Below are 18,897 nucleotides of genomic sequence, written 5' to 3' on the forward strand. Positions count from 1 at the left end.
CCCCGGGTACGCTCCCCAAGGGAATGAAATCCTTGTTTTACTGACGCCTCGATTACATCGCTGCGGACTTCAGATGATCTTCCAGTACACGAACCAGCGTAGCCTGGCTTTCGTTTACACCCGCTTCGGTCACTTTGACGCGGCACACTTTACCAATCATGTCCGTAGAGCCATCGAATACGAGCTGAATGTAGTTATCGCTATAACCATGCAATTTTCCGCTGCCTTCACGGCCTTTTGCTTCACCTTCCGGAATGACATCCAGAACCTCACCTACAAATTTCTGTGCATAAGCTAGCTGCATTTGTTCAGACAGGTCGATCAGTTCATGCACACGGGCATTTTTGACTTCTTCATCCACCTGATCTTCCATCCGGGCTGCCGGTGTTCCTGTACGTTTGGAGTATGGGAATACGTGCATCTCCGAGAAACCGATTTTTTTCATCAATTCATAGCCGTTACGGAACATTTCGTCTGTCTCACCAGGGAAACCTACGATAACGTCCGTTGTAATAGCCACATCCGGCATTGCTTCGCGGATGCGAAGCATTTTGTTATAAAATTCTTCGGTTGTGTACTTGCGGCGCATGCGTTTCAATACCGTGTCATCACCTGCTTGCAGCGGGATATGGAAGTGGCGTACAAGCTTGTCCGAACGCTTAATGACATCCAGCATCCGATCATCGATCTGGCTCGCTTCAATGGAACTAATACGAATCCGCTCCAGCCCTTCCACTTTATCCAGATCCCACAGCAGGTCGGTCAGATCGTAGTTCTCCATATCGTCACCATATCCACCTGTGTGAATGCCTGTCAGGACAATTTCCTTATAACCGGCATGTACAAGCTGGTGAGCTTGCTGAACTATGCTGTTTGCTTCCCGGCTGCGGGAGAGCCCGCGTGACCAGGGAATGATACAGAACGTGCAGAAGTTGTTGCAACCGTCCTGAATTTTCAGGAATGCACGCGTACGATCCGCGAAGTCCGGCACGTCCATTTCCTCAAACACACGAGTTTTCATAATGTTCCGCACGGCATTCACCGGCTGACGAGACTCCTGAATTTCACGAACATAAGGTAAAATCTTATCCCGGTCCTGCGTTCCGATGACGAGATCCACTCCAGGAATGTCGAGAATCTCTGCTGGCGAAGTTTGAGCGTAACAGCCCGTAACTGCTACAATCGCATCCGGGTTGCGACGAATGGCACGACGGATGATTTGACGGCTCTTTTTGTCCCCGGTATTTGTTACCGTACATGTATTAATCAGATATACATCTGCTGTCTGTTCATCGAAGTCCACTTGATCGTATCCTTCATTTTTGAACAATTGCCAGATCGCCTCTGTATCATAAAAGTTAACTTTGCAGCCCAAGGTGTAAAACGCCACGGATGGCATAATTACATTCCCCCCATTTCTCCGGATTCATATAAAACACAAGTCAGCGCTGCCATCCCTGCGGTCTCGGCACGCAAAATTCGCTTGCCCAGCCCAACGGATACCGCGCCTGCCTGATCGGCTTCCAGCGTTTCTCTCTCAGAGAACCCGCCTTCAGGTCCAACCACAATCAACACGTCTGCAGCCGCATCAGGTGCGAGCTGTTCAATAAACGGCTTCAGCGCATCGCGCAGCTGCTTGCCGTTCTCCTTTTCATAACAATAACATACTAAACTGTAGCCCTCAAAAGAAGACAGCAGCCCTTTCCAGGAAAGTGGCTGCTCGACGGATGGAATGCGATTCCGATGACTTTGTTCAGCGGCTTCCTTGGCAATTTTGCGCCACCGCTCCAACCGTTTGCCTTCTTTCTTGGCATCATATTGGACAATCGTCCGTTCCGAAAGGAAAGGTACAAAGGCTACCGCTCCGATTTCGGTACATCTCTGAATAACCGTCTCCATCTTGTCACCCTTCGGCAAGCTCTGGGCCACCGTTACGCGAATACGGGCTTCATGGTCCATTTTCAGAGATTCCACGATATTTGCCGTTACCTGGCCAGCTTCGATACTCTCAATCTCCACCAAAGCCTCACGACTCTGTCCATCACTGACAATCAGTTTATCTCCAGGCTTGCCACGCATCACTTTACCGATATGGCGCGCATCATCTCCCAGAATGACAACCGAATGCGCTGTAAGCTGTTCTGCAGATACAAAATAACGCTGCATGGGTTTATCCACCTATTCTTTCCTGTTATGACTGGCATTCACCCTGCCGGGCGGCAGGCGTGAATCCAATCGCCACAGATGATCATACAACTTTTATGTCCTTCTGACCAGCATTTCAGTCCAAAAAGACTAGTGATATTATCGATAGAATCCAATGATTCCTTTTGCCAAATTAACATACATATTCTGCGCTAATTCATATAATGGCTGAATTGTAGCGTTCTGCAGCGGAGGAATAATCAGAATTAAGAGAAAAATAAAGATGGACCATTGTTCAACCCCTTGCAGTTTGCGACTAATCGAAGGTGGCAATACATCTTCAAGAATTCGGTAACCATCCAGTGGTGGCAATGGGATCAGGTTAAAGAGGAACAGGAAAAAGTTCGTCAGATTGAAAATGGAGAAGAACATGGAGATCGCCGTGAACAATCGTTCATTCTCAATCCCACCTAACGCTCCCGAACCTACAAGAGAAGCATAGATGATGGTTCCCACAATAGCCAAAAGCAAATTGCTAAGCGGTCCAGCAAACGACACAATAACTCCCATTAATCTAGGCTTATCAAAATTCGCACGGTTGACCGGAACAGGACGCGCCCAACCGAACCCGGCAATGACAAGCAGCAGTACACCAAACAAATCAAAGTGAACTGCAGGATTGAGAGTGACCCGACCCAGCAGCTTGGCGGTCGGATCTCCAAATTTATTGGCAAAGTACGCATGTGCAAACTCATGGACAGTGAAAGCAATCAGAATCGTCAGCAGGAAAAACGGGAGCTGATCAATGGGATAACGAAAGAGCGAATTCAGAAAGTCCATTCGTTACCTCTTTCTGGCAACATAAGCCAGCCAGTCCTCATCACGGTGGACCGCACTAATTTCAAAACCGGAAGCAACGAGTGCATCATGCACAACCTGCTCTTTGTTTTTCCAGATCCCTGAGGCAATATAGACACCGCCTGGTTCCAGTGCATTGTATACATCATCAATAAACAGCATAATAATCTCGGCCAAAATATTGGCTACGATCACTTTCACAGGCAGCTGAACACCCAGTGCAGGATCCTGGCTTCCAAGAACAGATAGGAGATCACTCTCTTTAACCGTAACTTGCTGCTCCAGGCCGTTCAGATGCACGTTCTCTTTCGCACTCGAAACTGCAACCGGATCAAGATCCAGTGCAAGAACATGCTTTGCACCCAGCTGAATGGCACCGATCGCCAAAATACCCGAGCCTGTACCCACATCAATGACTTCCTCGCCGCCCTGGATTACTGATTCCAGCGTCCGCAAGCATAAGGAGGTAGTCGGATGTGTACCTGTACCAAAAGCCATACCTGGATCCAGCTCGATGATCTTCTCTTCCGGACTTTCTGGTGTGTAGTCTTCCCATGTCGGTTTGATCGTCAAACGATCGGATACGCGGACCGGCTTGAAGTACTGTTTCCATGCATTAGCCCAGTCATCTTCATCCACCGTACGAACCTCATACCGGATCTCACCCGCATCAATATCAAATTCGGAGAGCTGCTCAATTCTCGGGTTAACTTCTGCTTTAAGGGCTTCCATGTCCGTACCTTCCGAGAAATACCCTTTAATCACAGCCAAACCTTCCGGAATATCATTCAAAGGCAGCTCATACCATTGGCCATAAGACGTATCACGTTCTTTATTTAATGTGCCAGATTCTTCGATTGAGACCCCTCCAGCACCTGCTTCATGCAAAAAATTCGAGATCATTTCCACAGCTTCTTCTGTGGTATGTATTGTTAGTTCATGCCATAACATACTTGATTTTTCCTCCTCATTTTTCAAACATCCCAATCATTGTACTACACAAGGGAGCAGGAGCACAAAACCGTTCCTGAGATTTAAAGCAAAAAAACAGGACACCCGCAGCTAACTGCTCGGATATCCTGTTTCAAATTGTGCGAAGAAAAGGGAGAACCCTCAGCAAAAACGCCCACCATTCTGGGTAATCATCTCTGCCGCCTGAGGGAGATAGTCGCTTGGTATTGAAACGGTCAGTAAGATTTCTTGCCCCGAAGGAGCGGATGCACGTTGTTCTGTCATATCCGTGACCTCACCATTGGATAACATCTCAGGTTCATCACTGATGAGTGCAAGCACATTCAGTTCGCCACTGAATCCACCTGTTATAGCTGTAGGTGCTTCATCCGTACGTTCCTGCGGTTCTGTGTTTCTTGCAAGCGACTCGCTCGCAAGGCTCTCGATGCTTAACTGATTCGGATGCAGCAACGCCAGAGCCCTTCGTGCAGATTCGGCTTCAGACCAGCTGGTGAATACCGCCTCGATGGTTACAGCCGAGCGTTCTTCATTCATGAAGCTCCCGTCCCTGACGACGATCAGCCGCTTCACTGCGCCGGATTGCCTCTACGTCATCATGGTCCGCAACCTCAGCACTGAATTCCACATCTTCGTTTTTAGCGGATTGCATCCGTTTCATCTTTTCCGTTTTGGTCAAAATCTTGCCTGGGCGTTCGTGCTCAGCCATCATTATAATCCTCCCTCAAAATAAGTAAGTTAGTCCGCTTATTTCTAGATCATTCCACCAGCTTGTTCAATAATGGATAACGCACGGTGATGAACGGCTTCGTCTACCACAACGGTTAACAATACATCTCTGCCGGTAGGACCTTCTTGTCCACCATCACTCATGCCACTTGCAGAGGGATCTGCTGCGGCCATGATTCCCGCTGTTGCATTCGTACCAAGCGCGCCAGGTACCCATGATGAGAAGCTGCCGGAAACGCCTGGAGTATAGGAAGCGCCACTGGGTCCAATACCTGCGTAACGACTAAAACGATTAATGGACAGGTCTTCCACACGCAAGGCTTCCAACTTTTTGGCTGCCCCCTCGGCTTGCTCCGGACTATGAAAATAGGCCAAAATGTTTTTTTCGGTCATTCGGTTCACCTACTTTCCAAGATTGCGCATACAGTTATGCATGATCGTTCTCGCCTTGCTATCTTTCCGCAGTATTGATCATATTATGCAGAAATATCCCATGTGGGGGCACCTATATGAGTAGCTACTGTCATGTAACGAAGGAGCAGCACTCAAGCTTGAATCTTATGTATATGAAAAAAAGGACACCACGGCATAAATCGCTGTAGTGTCCTTAGATAAGTTATATGTTGATGCTCAGTCTCCGCGGAAAGCCCGTTTCACCCGGTCAAAGAAGGATTGTTCATGTTCATGGGTTTGCTCTCCATCCAGTGCAGCGATTTGACGAAGCAGATCTTTCTGCTCATCATTCAGCTTGCTTGGTGTAACAACAACCACTTTTACATGTTGATCCCCTTGGCCCATGCCGCGCAGGCGTGGAACCCCTTTGCCTTTAAGACGGAAATACGTTCCGGTTTGTGTACCCGCTGGAATTTTCAACTTCACTTTTTCAGTCAACGTTGGAATCTCAATCTCGTCACCCAATGCTGCCTGAGCAAATGTAAGCGGAATTTCACAGTAGATATCATCGCCTTCACGCTCAAAGAAATCATGTGATTTCACACGAATGACGATATACAGGTCTCCTGCTGGTCCACCTCGCAGACCACCTTCACCTTCACCAGTCATACGCAGTTGAGCACCGTCATCCACACCCGCTGGGATGCGAACGTGAATTTTGCGCTGCTTGCGGACTTTACCACTGCCGCTGCATGTTGTACATTTTTCTTCAATGATTTGACCAGAACCATTACAGTTCGAACAAGCACGACGATTGACCATGCGGCCAAATGGTGTATTTTGCACGACTTCCTGTTGACCGCTACCTTGGCAGACCGAACAAGTCTTCGGCTTCGTACCCGGTTTGGCACCTGAACCATGACATGTATCACAGCTTTCGGTACGCGGAATGGTAATGTCGGTTTCCTTGCCGAACACCGCTTCCTTGAATTCGATGGTCATGGTGTACTGCAGATCATTTCCCCGCTGCGGAGCATTCGGATCACGTCGTCCGCCGCCACCGCCAAAGAACATATCGAAGATGTCGCCAAATCCGCCGCCGCCGAAATCACCGCCACCGCCGAATCCACCCTGATTCGGATCGATATGACCATACTGATCATACTGAGCCCGCTTCTGGCTGTCGCTGACTACATCATAAGCTTCTTTTACTTCCTTAAACTTGGCTTCCGCATCTGCCGCCTTGTTTACGTCAGGGTGATACTGACGGGCAAGCTTACGGTAGGCCTTTTTGATTTCCTCGTCGCTTGCATTTTTGCCAACGCCGAGTACCTCATAATAATCTCGTTTTTCAGCCACTCTTCCACCCCCATAACATTCACCTTATCGCACATCGTGACAAAAGGAAAGTCAAAGCACGGAAGACCCGGCTATGACTTTCCCCTCGATCCGAACGTCACCGATGATTAATCCACGAAAAACCGTGAATTAGTTTTATTTTTTATCTTCATCCACGACTTCATAATCAGCGTCTACGACGTTGTCACGTTTAGCGGAACCTTGTTGCTCTTCAGCACCTTGAGCTGCTTGCTCTTGTGCCTGTGCTTGCTCATACAGTTTAACGGACAGTTGTTGAACGATCTCTGTCAGTTCTTCTGTAGCAGCTTTGATATCTTCCAGGTTGTCGGAAGCCAGGACGCCTTGCAGTTTTTCTTTTGCAGCATTGGCTTTCTCAACTTCACCAGCATCGGCTTTTTCGCCAAGATCTTTGATCGTTTTGTCCACAGAGTAGATCAGTTGATCCGCGCTGTTTTTCGCTTCAACGAGCTCTTTGCGTTTTTTATCTTCTTCAGCGTGCAGCTCAGCATCTTTCATCATTTGTTCAACTTCAGCATCGCTCAGACCGCTGGAAGAAGTGATCGTGATTTTTTGTGTTTTGTTCGTACCTTTGTCTGTTGCAGATACGTTAACGATACCGTTGGCATCAATATCGAAGCTAACTTCGATTTGCGGAACACCACGTGGAGCCGGTGGAATATCTCCCAGCATGAAGCGTCCGAGCGTTTTGTTGCCAGCTGCCATTTCGCGTTCCCCTTGCAGGACATGGATCTCAACGCTTGGTTGGTTGTCTGCATATGTGGAGAACACTTGGGACTTGGATGTAGGGATCGTTGTGTTGCGCTCGATCATTTTGGTAAATACGCCACCTGCAGTTTCGATACCCAGGGACAGTGGAGTTACGTCGAGCAATACGACGTCTTTTACGTCACCTGTCAGTACGCCCGCTTGTACAGCTGCACCCAAAGCTACAACTTCATCCGGGTTAACGCCTTTGTGAGGCTCTTTACCAGTCAATTTCTTGATCGCTTCCTGTACTGCAGGAATACGTGTGGAACCACCAACCAGAACGATTTTGTCGATATCATTAGCAGTCATGCCAGCATCGCTCAATGCACGGCGAGTTGGTTCAAGTGTACGCTCAACCAGACCAGCAGAGATTTCTTCAAATTTCGCACGGCTCAGGTTCAACTCCAAGTGCTGAGGAACGCCGTCAGCTACAGTGATGAACGGCAGGGAAATCGTTGTAGTCAATACGCCGGAAAGTTCTTTTTTCGCTTTTTCCGCTGCATCTTTCAAACGTTGCACCGCTGCTTTATCTTTGCTAAGGTCAATGCCTTGATCTTTTTTGAATTCACTTACGAGATAATCGATGATGACTTGGTCAAAGTCATCGCCACCCAGTTGGTTGTCACCACTAGTCGCTTTAACTTCGAAGAAGCCGTCACCCAGTTCAAGGATGGATACGTCGAATGTACCGCCACCCAAGTCATATACGAGAATCGTTTGGTCTTCGGATTTCTCCATACCGTATGCCAAAGCTGCTGCAGTTGGCTCGTTGACGATACGCAGAACTTCCAACCCTGCGATTTTACCTGCATCTTTGGTTGCTTGACGTTGGCTGTCATTGAAGTAAGCCGGCACTGTGATAACCGCTTGCGTTACCGTTTGGCCAAGGTAAGCTTCAGCATCGGATTTCAATTTTTGCAGGATGATGGCAGAGATCTCTTGTGGAGAATAATCTTTGCTATCGATTGTTTCTTTGTGGGAAGTACCCATGTGACGTTTGATCGAGATGATCGTACGATCCGGATTCGTGATCGCTTGGCGTTTAGCTGTTTCACCAACAACGCGCTCTCCATCTTTTTTGAAACCCACTACGGATGGGGTTGTACGTGCGCCTTCCGGGTTAGGGATAACGACAGCCTCGCCGCCCTCCATTACCGCTACGCAAGAGTTGGTTGTTCCTAAGTCAATACCGATTACTTTGCTCATCGGAAAATTTCCTCCCTCAACTATTTAAAATGGATCAGGTTGATCCTTATTTGCAGTTCTTCCTTATCGTGCTCTATGTGTGTAAACCTTTATATTAAACCTCGTCACAGCTTACATACCCATGGAGCGAAGCCCATAATTCTGCAACCAACATTATGAGCTGACTTTAACCATGGCAGGACGAAGTACTTTATCCTTCAGCATATAGCCTTTTTGGACTTCCTCCACAACGGTACCTTCTTCATACTCGTCGGACTCCACTTGCATAATTGCTTGGTGGAATTCAGGATTAAATGGCTGTCCAACCGTGTCCATTGCAGTCAGACCTTCATTGTTCAGCACCGTTTCCAGCTGGCGGAAGATCATTTGAATGCCTTTGGAGAAGGATTCGGACTCCGTACCTTCCGGCACAGTAGCCATGGCACGTTCGAAGTTATCAATAACCGGCACCAGTTCGGTGACCAACTTCATTGAAGCATACTTCGCCAGTTCCTCTTTTTCCTTTTGTGTACGGCGACGGAAGTTATCAAAATCAGCTTGAGCACGGACAAAGCGCTGCTGTGTTTCCTCAACCTCTGTCTTCAAACGTGCGAGCTCATCTTGCCCCTGATCTGCCATCTCCTCAGCTTGCGCTTCTGCAGCCCCTGCTTCGTTAACAGGTTCCTGGCTCTCGGCCGCTGTCGTTTCCTGCTGTTCCTGTTCTTCTGCTGCGAATGATTGCTCCTCTTTCAAGATGTTCACCTCCTTATACTAATGAATTCGTTTAATCCCGTATCCTTATGGCTTGCGGCATAGTTCCTATTTGAAGCGATGCGTTAGCATAGCCGTTAAATCACGAGATAATGTATTTAAAATATGAATGACACGTGCATAATCCATCCGTGTGGGTCCCAGTATCCCGATTGATCCCAAAGCTTCTCCATCCAATGAATAGGATGCTGTAATCAAACTGCAGTTGGCGAAGGCTTCATGATCATTCTCGGTGCCGATACGCACCTGAATACCTGATCCACCCGGTACAGGCATCATTAATTTCATGAGTGTTGGTGTCTCATCCAGCAGGTCAAGAATATCTTTTACCTTTTCGACATCTTTGAATTCCGGTTGGGTTAACATATTCGTTGCACCACTGAGGAAAAGACGGTTATCATGTTCGTTGTCAAAAGCACTGTTCAGCACCTGCATAACTTCCTCGTAGCGTGAAATATGCCGTTCCATCTCTTGCCCCAACTCGGTATAGAGGCGGGATTTCAGCTTGTAGATTGGCACTCCAACCAGTTTGGCGTTAAGCAAGTTGACCACTTTCTCCATCTCGGCTACCGAGATCTCCGGAGGAATTTGAACAGTCTTGTTCTCCACTTGACCTGTGTTGGTCACAATAATAGCCACGGCCGTATTTTCATTTAGCGGAAGCAGTTGAAAATGGCGCAGCGACGTGTGAAACACTTCAGGCCCAAGGAGGATTGAAGTATAATTCGTCATGTGCGACAAGATTACTGATGCATGCTGAATCACTTGCTCCATGACGTTCAACTTTTCGGCAAAGAATGATTTTAAATCATCCAGCTCTTGCGGCTCCACCTGATTCCATGGAACCAAATGATCGACATAATATCGATAGCCTTTATGCGAAGGGATACGACCTGCCGAGGTATGCGGCTGTTCCAGAAAACCCATATCTTCGAGATCCGCCATTTCATTACGGATCGTAGCCGGACTGTATCCAACATCTCCCCTTTTGGAAATGCTGCGGGACCCTACGGGCTCAGCTGAACGGATATAGTCATCCACTATAGCGTTCAGAATCATACGTTGACGCTCTGTTAACATGGTGAGTATTCCCTCCTTCTGACTGCACTGTCCCATGTCGTTAGCACTCCGGTTAGATGAGTGCTAAGCGGTAATACAAAAATACCAAACTGACGTGAAGATTGTCAAGTCAGTTTGATGAGTGCAACCATCTATTTATAGTATAGACTATTCCTGGCCAGTCATAACAGTGTCAGTCACTTATTACGATAAAAGAAAAGGACCCTGCTCAGACGAAATTTACATTCTTCCGAAGCATGTGGTCCTTCATTATTTTATGCAGATACATTCAATTCCTTCAGCACCGCGATTTCATCACAGCAGTCCTGCTTGCTGCAATGAACACAGTCTGTCCACACTTTTTCCGGGAATATCTCCTTGTTCACCACGGCAAAGCCATTTTTGAGGAAAAAGGAAACTTCGTATGTCAGCGCCATGACCTTGGGAATGTGCTGCTTTTCAGCTTCCTCCACCAAACGGTCCAGCAGCAAGGAACCAATCCCCATACCTTTGTGTCCTTCGGAGATGCCAAGCGATCTGACTTCCACCAGATCATTACCGAGACGGCACAGCGAGCCGCAGCCCACCACCTCACCGTTCACTTCGGCTACAACAAAGTGTTCCAGCTGCCGATGCAGTACTTCCCTTGATCGCGGAAGCATGATCCCACGTTCAGCATATCCCTTAATCATTTCAAACAATGGTTCAACATCTTCCGGCACGGCTTTTCTGCATATCGCCGACATCCCGCTCTCCTCCTATACAAGCTTTCCAGAGGAAAGCTGACTTCGTAGTTGTAATCCATAACACGCTCTGTAAAATCAATATGAATAAATATACAACAGAGTGTATGGAATTTCAAGCTACGAATTCAGCGATATCGACCCGATAAACTCGGCAAAAACGTCATTTCCGAACAGAATCCCCTGTTCACTGAGCCGGAAGCCGTCTGACGTACGTTCAAGCAGTCCGGCATTCAGCATTTTGCCAAGCGGCTTAGCAAACACGTCTTCCATGGATTCTCCAAACTGTTCACTGAACCGCGAAGCAGATGCGCCCTCCAGCATGCGAAGTCCAACCATCAGATAATCTTCCATGGCTTCCGCACGGCTGATCTCAAAATGGTCCAGGCGAGGCAGTCCTGCACGGGAAGCTTCGACATAGGGATTTATACCTTTAATATTCATATGACGCTCACGGCCCACGTATCCATGCGCACCGGCTCCAAGACCATAATAGTCCTCATTACGCCAGTACGTAATGTTGTGCCGACTCTCGAATCCAGGTTTGGCAAAGTTACTGATCTCGTATTGGCCATATCCCGCTTCTTTCATTCGCTTCATTAATAGAAGATACATCTGCAGCTCATCATCCTCATGAGGGAGCGGCAGTTGATTTTTTTGATACAACGTATGGAACAGCGTATTCTCTTCCACTTTCAAACTGTATATGGAATAGTGAGGCAAACCCAGCTCAAGCGCCTTATCAATACTCTCATTCAGCATTTCCACGGTTTGATTTGGCAAGCCAAACATCAGGTCGATGGACAGATTAGTCAATCCTGCCTTGCGGGCATTCTCCAGACTGCGGTATACATCGTCCGTATTATGAATCCGTCCAATGCCTGTCAGCAGGTCATTTTGAAAAGCCTGTACGCCGAAGCTGACGCGGTTCACTCCGCCTTCTTTCATCACAGCAAGCTTCTCGGCATCTGTCGTCCCCGGGTTGGCTTCCATTGAAAATTCAATATCGTCCGCCCAATTCGGGAAATACGTTTTAACCGACCGCAGGAACACTGCCATTTCGTCCGGCTTGAGAGCCGTTGGTGTGCCACCGCCAACAAAAATGGTTTTGATCTCTCCTGGCGGATTGGCTTTGACGGTATGTTCCATCTCCCGCTCCAATGCCTCAAGGTACTGCATTACAGGCTGATCCTTCAGCACATAAGAGTTAAAATCACAATAGAAGCATTTATTTGTACAAAAGGGAATGTGAAGGTACACCGCTTGGGGTGCACCTGTTTTCCGGCTGTGTGCTGCCAATGTCATGGCAAGTCCCCCTCTATTTGAAAAAAGGAAAGCCATCCGGCTTCCCTTTCAGCTTGGTTTATTTAGTATTCTGCAATTCAATTTTCATACACACACTCTGTGATGTACCTCAAATTAAATTGTTTAGTCATCAATTTTCAGCACCGCCATGAACGCTTCCTGCGGCACCTCAACGTTACCGACCTGCTTCATCCGCTTCTTACCTTCCTTCTGCTTCTCCAGCAGTTTCCGTTTCCGCGAGATGTCACCGCCGTAACACTTGGCGAGTACGTTTTTACGCATGGCTTTTACGGTTTCACGTGCAACGACTTTTGTACCTACGGATGCCTGAATCGGCACCTCGAACATTTGCCGTGGAATCAGCTCACGCAGCTTCTCACAGATAATGCGGCCGCGGTTGTATGCACGATCACGGTGAACGATAAAGGACAGAGCATCGACCTGCTCACCATTAAGCAAAATATCCATTTTCGCCAGATTGGACTGACGATAACCGGACAGTTCATAGTCGAAGGACGCGTACCCTTTTGTACTTGATTTCAATTGATCGAAGAAATCATACACAATCTCGGACAATGGGATCTCATACGTAATGGTAACCCGAGTTGTATCGAGATATTCCATATTCACATATTCGCCGCGTTTGTTTTGACAAAGTTCCATAATGGTACCTACATAATCATTCGGTACGATAATGGAGGCTTTCACGTATGGTTCCTCCACGTAATCAATTCTCCCCACCTCAGGATAATTGGATGGGTTATCAATCTGCATGACTTCACCATTCGTCAATGTCACGTGATAGATTACGCTTGGTGCTGTGGTGATGAGCGGTATGTTGAACTCGCGCTCAATCCGTTCCTGAATAACATCCATATGAAGCAGTCCCAGGAATCCGCAACGGAATCCAAAGCCGAGTGCACTTGAGGTTTCCGGTTCGAAGCTGAGAGATGCATCGTTTAACTGCAATTTCTCAAGCGCTTCACGCAGATCCACATAATCAGATGTCTCAATCGGGTAGAGACCGCAGTAAACCATTGGATTAATTTTGCGGTAACCCGGCAAAGGTTCTAGTGTTGGATTTTTGGCATCTGTTATCGTATCCCCGACTTGGGTATCTCCTACATGCCGGATACCTGCAACAACAAAACCAACATCACCCACGTTCAGCTCGTCCACAATGGTCATACGCGGTTTAAACGCACCCACTTCGATAACTTCAAATGATTTTCCTGTTGCCATCATTTTGATTTTGGAACCCGACTTGATTTTGCCGTCAATGACACGGATATATACAATTACGCCTTTGTACGGGTCATAGTGCGAGTCGAAAATCAGCGCTTTCAGCGGTTGGTCAGGATCACCCTGCGGTGCAGGCACGCTCTGTACCACCTGCTCCAGGATTTCTTTGATCCCGATGCCGGCTTTGGCGGAAGCCAGAACTGCATTGCTGGTGTCCAAACCAATGACATCTTCCACTTCCTGCTTCACCCGATCCGGATCAGCACTTGGAAGGTCAATTTTGTTGATGACCGGTAAGATTTCAAGGTCATTATCCAATGCCAGGTACACATTAGCCAGGGTTTGGGCTTCGATTCCTTGAGCCGCATCCACAACCAGCAACGCACCCTCACATGCAGCAAGACTGCGAGATACTTCATATGTGAAGTCTACGTGTCCAGGCGTATCAATTAGATTCAATAGATATTCTTCACCATCATCCGCTTTATAAGACAGGGCAACGGCCTGCAGCTTGATCGTAATACCACGTTCGCGTTCAAGCTCCATTTGGTCCAGTACCTGCTCCTGCATTTCCCTTGTGGTGAGCGCACCTGTGTACTCCAAGATCCGGTCCGCAAGTGTTGATTTACCGTGATCTATATGTGCAATAATTGAAAAGTTACGAATTTTACGTTGTCTTGCCCGAATGTCAGTCATTCCTTACCCCCAGAAACAGCCTAGTGTCAATCACTTCATTATAACAGTTGATGCAGGGTGCATCAATCCCGCGTTCTCTCAACTTTATAATAATCGTCCTAATTGTAATCTCCAAGGGTTTATTTTACCTTTACTTGATGACTTTTTATTCAGCAACCCCGCTAAACAGCGAAACTACCCACTTAATTCCATTATGAGACAAATTCTGAAGCAGTCCCGCCGTTTTGTCCGCAAGCACATCCACGGGTGCTTTGTTCTGTTCCGCCCCAAGCACTTGACTCGGCGTTTGTACAGGAACAATCGGCGTCTTTTTTTCTTCCTGTTGTACGGGAACAGCAGGCTCCGATTCGACAGCGGGTTCTGGCTCTGTTTTGACTACGGCTGGCACCTCTGGAATGTTACCCACCTGAAAGTTACTTCCTGCCAGCTGCATCCCCAGCAGAACTCCTAATAACATGAGTACAATGACCGTAAGCATTTTTTTGCCGAATTTGGACACATGCTCCCCTCCAATCAGGTTATATTTTGAAATAATCAACTACATTAACTACCCTGTGACTTGGTCCCCGTACTGGCTTTATCCACGTTCTGATCTTCCCAATATACTTCGGCAATCATGTCTGCAAGGACTTGTGAAGTTCGCTTGAGTTCAGCGCCTGTATTGTCGATCCCTCCGATTTCAATCAGAATGCTGTTGGGTGAGAGGGTTTGATTATACTCGCCATTATTTGCTCCGCCGCCATCCTTGCCCCAGACGCCTCTGGAGACACCAGGATACTTTGCTTCGAGTTTCTTGTGTATTTTTGCAGCGAAAGCTTCATTTTGTTGCCAGTTCGGATTCTCATGCCCGATGATGAAATATACTTTGGCATATCCCTTACCATCAATGGTTGTCGTTGTTTTGTTGTGACGCTGGGAATCCCGGTGAATATCAATGAGATAGGTTAAATCATCATTTTCAGCAAGGGCTGCCTTTACCGTCTGACGTGAATATTTATAGGAATAGTTCCAGTTGTAATCCTTCACTTTTGTCGGGTAATCGTCCTTTGCATGCTCCACTCCAACGCCAAGCTTTTGCAAACTGTCAGAAAGGTACGTCCCTACCTGAAAAACGTTACCTGTTGCTTTTCCGGAGGAAGGGTTATCACTCTTGGTGCCAAGCAGTGGATTGTATCCTTCACGCGGATGGGAATGATAGATCAGCACGGCTTTTTTACCCGTTGTAGCTTCACCTTCCGGACCACCGTTCTTTGGCGGCGGATCCTCTTTTACTTCTCCGCCTTCAGGCTCGTCCGTTTCGGAATTGTCCGGGTCATCCTGACCTGGTGGAATATGCAGTTCGCCACCTGTTTTGCCTCCTCCAGCAGATGCCGTATCCGTCAGCCCTGGCCCTGGTTGATAGTCTTCAGGTGCTTCGGCCTTCTCGTTTCCTGAACCTGGCCGGAGCAATACCGGTTGATTACTGCCCATGCCTGGCATCTCTCTTGCAATCAAGCTTTTAGGGTCCTGTGGATTAACATTCGTAAGAAGTTGAAATACAAATGTAGTCAAGTTTTCGCCGGAGAATGCGGAAGTCTGCTCCTTCTGGGTCAGGTGGGGCATCTCCATGCCGAGCATATCCACAAAAAAGCGGCTGGATACAGCACTCGCGAAACCTTTCATGGAAGAAACCGGCGAGTTGTTCAACCTTTTCTCTGCCATGCCCCCCAGACCGAGTACAACAAAAAACAGAGCGGATATAATCATAAGCAGCAACAACGTACGGCCCATGGCCAGCACGTGCAGACATCTTTTTTTCCACTTTCCAATATTCCAGGCCAATATTTTGTTCATTCTTCTGTCTCCTTCCCTGCTGGACAACTCTTATACTTCAACTCTATGAGCCTGCAAGAATTGATAGAACAGAAAATAGAAGAAAGACAAAAAAAAGAAAGTCCGATAGATTCGGACTTCCTGCCTGTGGTGGTTTACTGTTTAATGAGTATACGCTGCAACGTTTTCCGGATTCACCGCGTCATGCAGGGCAGCATTCAGGCCTGTCGCAATAACGTTGGCAATTCCCTCGATGAATTCATCAATTTCCTTTGGGGTAACAATCAAATCGTGTCCGAGTGGCTCCAACACCTCTTTTACCAAACTTAAACGATCCTGCTCACCGATATCGTCCAGCATGCCCATAATTTGCTTCGTTTGATCCGTCTCTTGACGGAAGTGCGCACTCATCATTTCAATGACATTATTTACTATAGTAGAAGCATAGCACACGGTTGGTACACCAATAGCAATACAGGGCACACCCATAATCTCTTTGGTAAGTCCGCGCCGTTTGTTCCCGATACCTGAACCAGGATGAATCCCGATATCGGCCACTTGAATGGTGGTGTTGACACGTTCAAGTGAACGAGAGGCCAGTGCATCAATGGCAATTATGGCATCCGGTTTGGTCCGATCCACAATCCCCTGCACAATGTCGCTCGACTCAATTCCTGTAGTACCAAGCACACCAGGGGCAATGGCACTAACTTCACGATATCCTGGAGCCACCTGATCCGGTACCAATTCAAAGTACTGACGGGTTACCATCAAGTTCTCGACCACCAATGGACCAAGCGAATCAGGAGTTACATGCAAATTGCCGAGACCCACAATAAGTACTTTGGATGTTTTGTTAACCCCAGCCTTGGTCAGAAAATCCTCCATCTCCCGTGTGAACTCCGCTGCCACGCGTTCCTGAAGTTCGGTGTCCCCGTTACGTAGTGACGGAACTTCCAGTGTGACGTAATGCCCTTTGACACGTCCGATGGTCTTTGCGGCAGCATCGTTCAGCACATCAATCCGTGTGATGGTAATGCCGTCTTTTTCTTCTACGTCTTCCCGCAGGCCGGGAATCGTTTGTTTCTTTGAACCCTGAGCCATCTCCTTCGAGTCGATTGCCAAGTCAGTACGAACGGTATAGTTCTGTAAATCAAGCGTCATCTGTTCCTGCCTCCCTTACCGCATTTGAGCATATTGTGTGGGGAAAAGGGGTTCTTTATGCAATGCCGAGAACACTATAGGAATATTTGTTGCATTTTACATGCTAGCGTGCTAGAATATTTTAAGTTGTGAAACGTTTGTATTCATGCGAATGCCTTACAGGAGGTGAATGTAATGCCAAACATCAAATCCGCTGTTAAACGCGTAAAAACGAGCGACAAGCGCCGCGCACTCAACGCTTCCCAGAAATCCGCACTCCGTACAGCTGTTAAAGCTGCTGATGCTGCTCTGGTAAGCAACGAAGTTGATACTGCAAAAGCTGCGATTCAAGCTGCTTCCAAAAAGCTGGACAAGGCTGTAACTAAAGGTCTGGTTCATAAAAATGCTGCAGCACGCAAAAAGTCTCGCTTGGCGAAAAAACTGAACGCTCTTTCCGCACAAGCGTAAGAAGCGTTACTTATACGATCCAATGGAAAAATCCTGAACAGCACCGTGCTTTCAGGATTTTTTAGTATCTGGTCTAATAAGTATTCGAATAAAGAACCCGTATCCGGTGATCTATTTGACGACCGGAAACGGGTTTCTTTTATTGCGAATCAATTCGATCTTACGATGCAGTCATTATGCTCCAAGTCTAAGCAAGAATAACTCCAAACCAAGCACCTTATCGACTGCACCTGTCTTCATCTGGTAATCCAGCTCGCTAAGATGACTCAGAATGTTTCTGAGCCGTTCCGGTTGAAACTTGCGAGCCTGCTCTCCGGCAATTTTAACGGCATACGGATGCAAACCAAGCTGGCTGGCAATTTGCTGCTGCGAATAACTTTGCTGCCCAAGCTCTTTCACTTGTATCATGATTCGGAACTGACGAGCGATCAGGGCTGCAATTTTAATGGGCTCTTCACGCTGTTTCAGCAGTTCATAGAACAGTCCCAGCGCTTTCTCCAGACGCAAGTTGGCTAGTTCCTCCACCAAGGCAAATACGTTCTGCTCCGTACTGCGCGCTACCAATGACTCAATGTCGGCACGGCGGATGGTTCCTCCGTTACCCGCGTACAGACACAGCTTGTCTACTTCAGCAGACAGAGTCTGCAAACCTGTCCCTGCATAACTCACAAGTGTATCAGCAGCCCCCGCTTCAAAGGACACATCCCGCTGCTTTGCAAGCTTCACGATCCAATTCAGTAGTTCTTCTCCGCTCAGTGGAGCGAAAGCCAGAACAACTGCCTGTTTCTTGACTGCCTTCACCAACTTCTTACGCTCATCCAGTTTGTCTCCCTGTGCGAGGAAAACAATGGTACTATAATCAGCCGGATTATCCATATAGGTAAGCAGACGATCCACCTGGTGATCAATTTTGGACTCTTTACCTGCCGTAAACAAGCTTGCATCCCTTACAATAATTAATTTCCGCGGAACCAAAAAGGGAACCGTCTCCGCTTCCTCAATAACCACCTCTACAGGTGTTTCGGACAGATCATACGGAATAATCGCAAAATCCCGATGCTCTTCCTCGATGACCTGTTCTTTTAACATATCCGTAAATTGCTGTATCTGGTATTTCTCCGTTCCGTACAGCACATATATCGGCGCCGTCTCCCCATTGCGTATCGCCTTTGTTGCACTTTTCACATCCATCACGGTGCCCCCTATCCCTACTATCCTACCAGAAAACTGGACAGACAACAAAGGGGCCTTC

Annotated in this window: 19 protein-coding genes; 1 reads left to right on the plus strand and 18 read right to left on the minus strand. The window is 47.5% G+C overall.

Features of this window, described 5'->3' with window-relative positions; all coding sequences use genetic code 11:
• Window positions 1–52: 52 nt before the first annotated feature.
• From mtaB to gpr, 17 genes are all read right to left on the minus strand, one after another.
• Complete coding sequence (gene mtaB / locus MHB82_RS21920; RefSeq protein WP_341175808.1) at window positions 53–1,399, minus strand: tRNA (N(6)-L-threonylcarbamoyladenosine(37)-C(2))-methylthiotransferase MtaB; 1,347 nt, start codon at window positions 1,397–1,399, stop codon at window positions 53–55.
• A 2-nt stretch (window positions 1,400–1,401) separates the two neighbouring features.
• Entirely contained in the window at window positions 1,402–2,166 is a 765-nt protein-coding gene (locus MHB82_RS21925) for an RsmE family RNA methyltransferase (protein ID WP_110821278.1), read from the minus strand.
• A 138-nt stretch (window positions 2,167–2,304) separates the two neighbouring features.
• Window positions 2,305–2,985 (minus strand): site-2 protease family protein, encoded by a 681-nt coding sequence (locus MHB82_RS21930; RefSeq protein WP_095359511.1) that lies wholly within the window; start codon window positions 2,983–2,985, stop codon window positions 2,305–2,307.
• 3 nt (window positions 2,986–2,988) lie between these two features.
• Window positions 2,989–3,954 carry a 50S ribosomal protein L11 methyltransferase gene (gene prmA / locus MHB82_RS21935; protein WP_095359512.1) on the minus strand — a complete coding sequence of 322 codons (966 nt, stop codon included), beginning with the start codon at window positions 3,952–3,954 and terminating at the stop codon, window positions 2,989–2,991.
• A 162-nt stretch (window positions 3,955–4,116) separates the two neighbouring features.
• Window positions 4,117–4,509, minus strand: coding sequence for a hypothetical protein (locus MHB82_RS21940; RefSeq protein ID WP_110821280.1), 393 nt, complete (start codon window positions 4,507–4,509; stop codon window positions 4,117–4,119).
• A complete protein-coding gene (locus MHB82_RS21945; RefSeq protein ID WP_110821281.1) occupies window positions 4,502–4,681 on the minus strand; it encodes a YfhD family protein in 180 nt (59 codons plus the stop codon). The genes MHB82_RS21940 and MHB82_RS21945 overlap by 8 nt, the downstream gene beginning before the upstream one ends.
• A 44-nt stretch (window positions 4,682–4,725) precedes the next feature.
• Window positions 4,726–5,094 (minus strand): hypothetical protein, encoded by a 369-nt coding sequence (locus MHB82_RS21950; RefSeq protein ID WP_095359515.1) that lies wholly within the window; start codon window positions 5,092–5,094, stop codon window positions 4,726–4,728.
• A 237-nt stretch (window positions 5,095–5,331) separates the two neighbouring features.
• Window positions 5,332–6,453 (minus strand): molecular chaperone DnaJ, encoded by a 1,122-nt coding sequence (gene dnaJ / locus MHB82_RS21955; protein ID WP_095359516.1) that lies wholly within the window; start codon window positions 6,451–6,453, stop codon window positions 5,332–5,334.
• Window positions 6,454–6,588: 135 nt separating this feature from the next.
• A complete protein-coding gene (gene dnaK / locus MHB82_RS21960) occupies window positions 6,589–8,427 on the minus strand; it encodes a molecular chaperone DnaK (protein ID WP_095289845.1) in 1,839 nt (612 codons plus the stop codon).
• A gap of 153 nt (window positions 8,428–8,580) precedes the next feature.
• On the minus strand, window positions 8,581–9,159 hold the full coding sequence (grpE, locus tag MHB82_RS21965) for a nucleotide exchange factor GrpE (RefSeq protein WP_095289843.1): 579 nt from the start codon (window positions 9,157–9,159) through the stop codon (window positions 8,581–8,583).
• Window positions 9,160–9,225: 66 nt separating this feature from the next.
• Window positions 9,226–10,257, minus strand: a complete 1,032-nt coding sequence (gene hrcA, locus MHB82_RS21970; RefSeq protein WP_095289841.1) for a heat-inducible transcriptional repressor HrcA — start codon at window positions 10,255–10,257, stop codon at window positions 9,226–9,228.
• Window positions 10,258–10,511: 254 nt separating this feature from the next.
• Window positions 10,512–10,982, minus strand: coding sequence for an N-acetyltransferase (locus MHB82_RS21975; RefSeq protein WP_095359518.1), 471 nt, complete (start codon window positions 10,980–10,982; stop codon window positions 10,512–10,514).
• 117 nt (window positions 10,983–11,099) lie between these two features.
• Window positions 11,100–12,284 (minus strand): radical SAM family heme chaperone HemW, encoded by a 1,185-nt coding sequence (gene hemW / locus MHB82_RS21980; RefSeq protein WP_095289838.1) that lies wholly within the window; start codon window positions 12,282–12,284, stop codon window positions 11,100–11,102.
• A 123-nt stretch (window positions 12,285–12,407) separates the two neighbouring features.
• Window positions 12,408–14,222: a translation elongation factor 4 gene (lepA, locus tag MHB82_RS21985; RefSeq protein WP_095359520.1), complete on the minus strand. Its 1,815-nt coding sequence runs from the start codon at window positions 14,220–14,222 to the stop codon at window positions 12,408–12,410.
• Window positions 14,223–14,367: 145 nt separating this feature from the next.
• Entirely contained in the window at window positions 14,368–14,760 is a 393-nt protein-coding gene (locus tag MHB82_RS21990) for a hypothetical protein (protein WP_341175809.1), read from the minus strand.
• 5 nt (window positions 14,761–14,765) lie between these two features.
• Complete coding sequence (locus MHB82_RS21995) at window positions 14,766–16,055, minus strand: stage II sporulation protein P (RefSeq protein WP_341175810.1); 1,290 nt, start codon at window positions 16,053–16,055, stop codon at window positions 14,766–14,768.
• 141 nt (window positions 16,056–16,196) lie between these two features.
• Window positions 16,197–17,198, minus strand: coding sequence for a GPR endopeptidase (gpr, locus tag MHB82_RS22000; RefSeq protein ID WP_341175811.1), 1,002 nt, complete (start codon window positions 17,196–17,198; stop codon window positions 16,197–16,199).
• 174 nt (window positions 17,199–17,372) lie between these two features.
• Between gpr and rpsT the strand changes: the two genes are divergently transcribed.
• Window positions 17,373–17,645 carry a 30S ribosomal protein S20 gene (rpsT, locus tag MHB82_RS22005; RefSeq protein ID WP_024628504.1) on the plus strand — a complete coding sequence of 91 codons (273 nt, stop codon included), beginning with the start codon at window positions 17,373–17,375 and terminating at the stop codon, window positions 17,643–17,645.
• Between the two features lie 174 nt (window positions 17,646–17,819).
• On the opposite strand, the gene holA is transcribed toward rpsT, so the two are convergent.
• On the minus strand, window positions 17,820–18,836 hold the full coding sequence (holA, locus tag MHB82_RS22010; protein ID WP_341175812.1) for a DNA polymerase III subunit delta: 1,017 nt from the start codon (window positions 18,834–18,836) through the stop codon (window positions 17,820–17,822).
• Window positions 18,837–18,897: the final 61 nt, after the last annotated feature.

It is taken from the genome of Paenibacillus sp. FSL K6-2862 (genome assembly GCF_038005125.1).
GTDB lineage: Bacteria > Bacillota > Bacilli > Paenibacillales > Paenibacillaceae > Paenibacillus > Paenibacillus illinoisensis_A.

Excerpts from the sequence above, each read along its gene's own strand:
- mtaB (WP_341175808.1), bottom strand. The coding sequence starts at position 1,399 with ATGCCATCCGTGGCGTTTTACACCTTGGGCTGCAAAGTTAACTTTTAT.
- MHB82_RS21925 (WP_110821278.1), bottom strand. The coding sequence starts at position 2,166 with ATGCAGCGTTATTTTGTATCTGCAGAACAGCTTACAGCGCATTCGGTT.
- MHB82_RS21930 (WP_095359511.1), bottom strand. The coding sequence starts at position 2,985 with ATGGACTTTCTGAATTCGCTCTTTCGTTATCCCATTGATCAGCTCCCG.
- prmA (WP_095359512.1), bottom strand. The coding sequence starts at position 3,954 with ATGTTATGGCATGAACTAACAATACATACCACAGAAGAAGCTGTGGAA.
- MHB82_RS21940 (WP_110821280.1), bottom strand. The coding sequence starts at position 4,509 with ATGAATGAAGAACGCTCGGCTGTAACCATCGAGGCGGTATTCACCAGC.
- MHB82_RS21945 (WP_110821281.1), bottom strand. The coding sequence starts at position 4,681 with ATGGCTGAGCACGAACGCCCAGGCAAGATTTTGACCAAAACGGAAAAG.
- MHB82_RS21950 (WP_095359515.1), bottom strand. The coding sequence starts at position 5,094 with ATGACCGAAAAAAACATTTTGGCCTATTTTCATAGTCCGGAGCAAGCC.
- dnaK (WP_095289845.1), bottom strand. The coding sequence starts at position 8,427 with ATGAGCAAAGTAATCGGTATTGACTTAGGAACAACCAACTCTTGCGTA.
- hrcA (WP_095289841.1), bottom strand. The coding sequence starts at position 10,257 with ATGTTAACAGAGCGTCAACGTATGATTCTGAACGCTATAGTGGATGAC.
- MHB82_RS21975 (WP_095359518.1), bottom strand. The coding sequence starts at position 10,982 with ATGTCGGCGATATGCAGAAAAGCCGTGCCGGAAGATGTTGAACCATTG.
- hemW (WP_095289838.1), bottom strand. The coding sequence starts at position 12,284 with ATGACATTGGCAGCACACAGCCGGAAAACAGGTGCACCCCAAGCGGTG.
- lepA (WP_095359520.1), bottom strand. The coding sequence starts at position 14,222 with ATGACTGACATTCGGGCAAGACAACGTAAAATTCGTAACTTTTCAATT.
- MHB82_RS21995 (WP_341175810.1), bottom strand. The coding sequence starts at position 16,055 with ATGAACAAAATATTGGCCTGGAATATTGGAAAGTGGAAAAAAAGATGT.
- gpr (WP_341175811.1), bottom strand. The coding sequence starts at position 17,198 with ATGACGCTTGATTTACAGAACTATACCGTTCGTACTGACTTGGCAATC.
- rpsT (WP_024628504.1), top strand. The coding sequence starts at position 17,373 with ATGCCAAACATCAAATCCGCTGTTAAACGCGTAAAAACGAGCGACAAG.
- holA (WP_341175812.1), bottom strand. The coding sequence starts at position 18,836 with ATGGATGTGAAAAGTGCAACAAAGGCGATACGCAATGGGGAGACGGCG.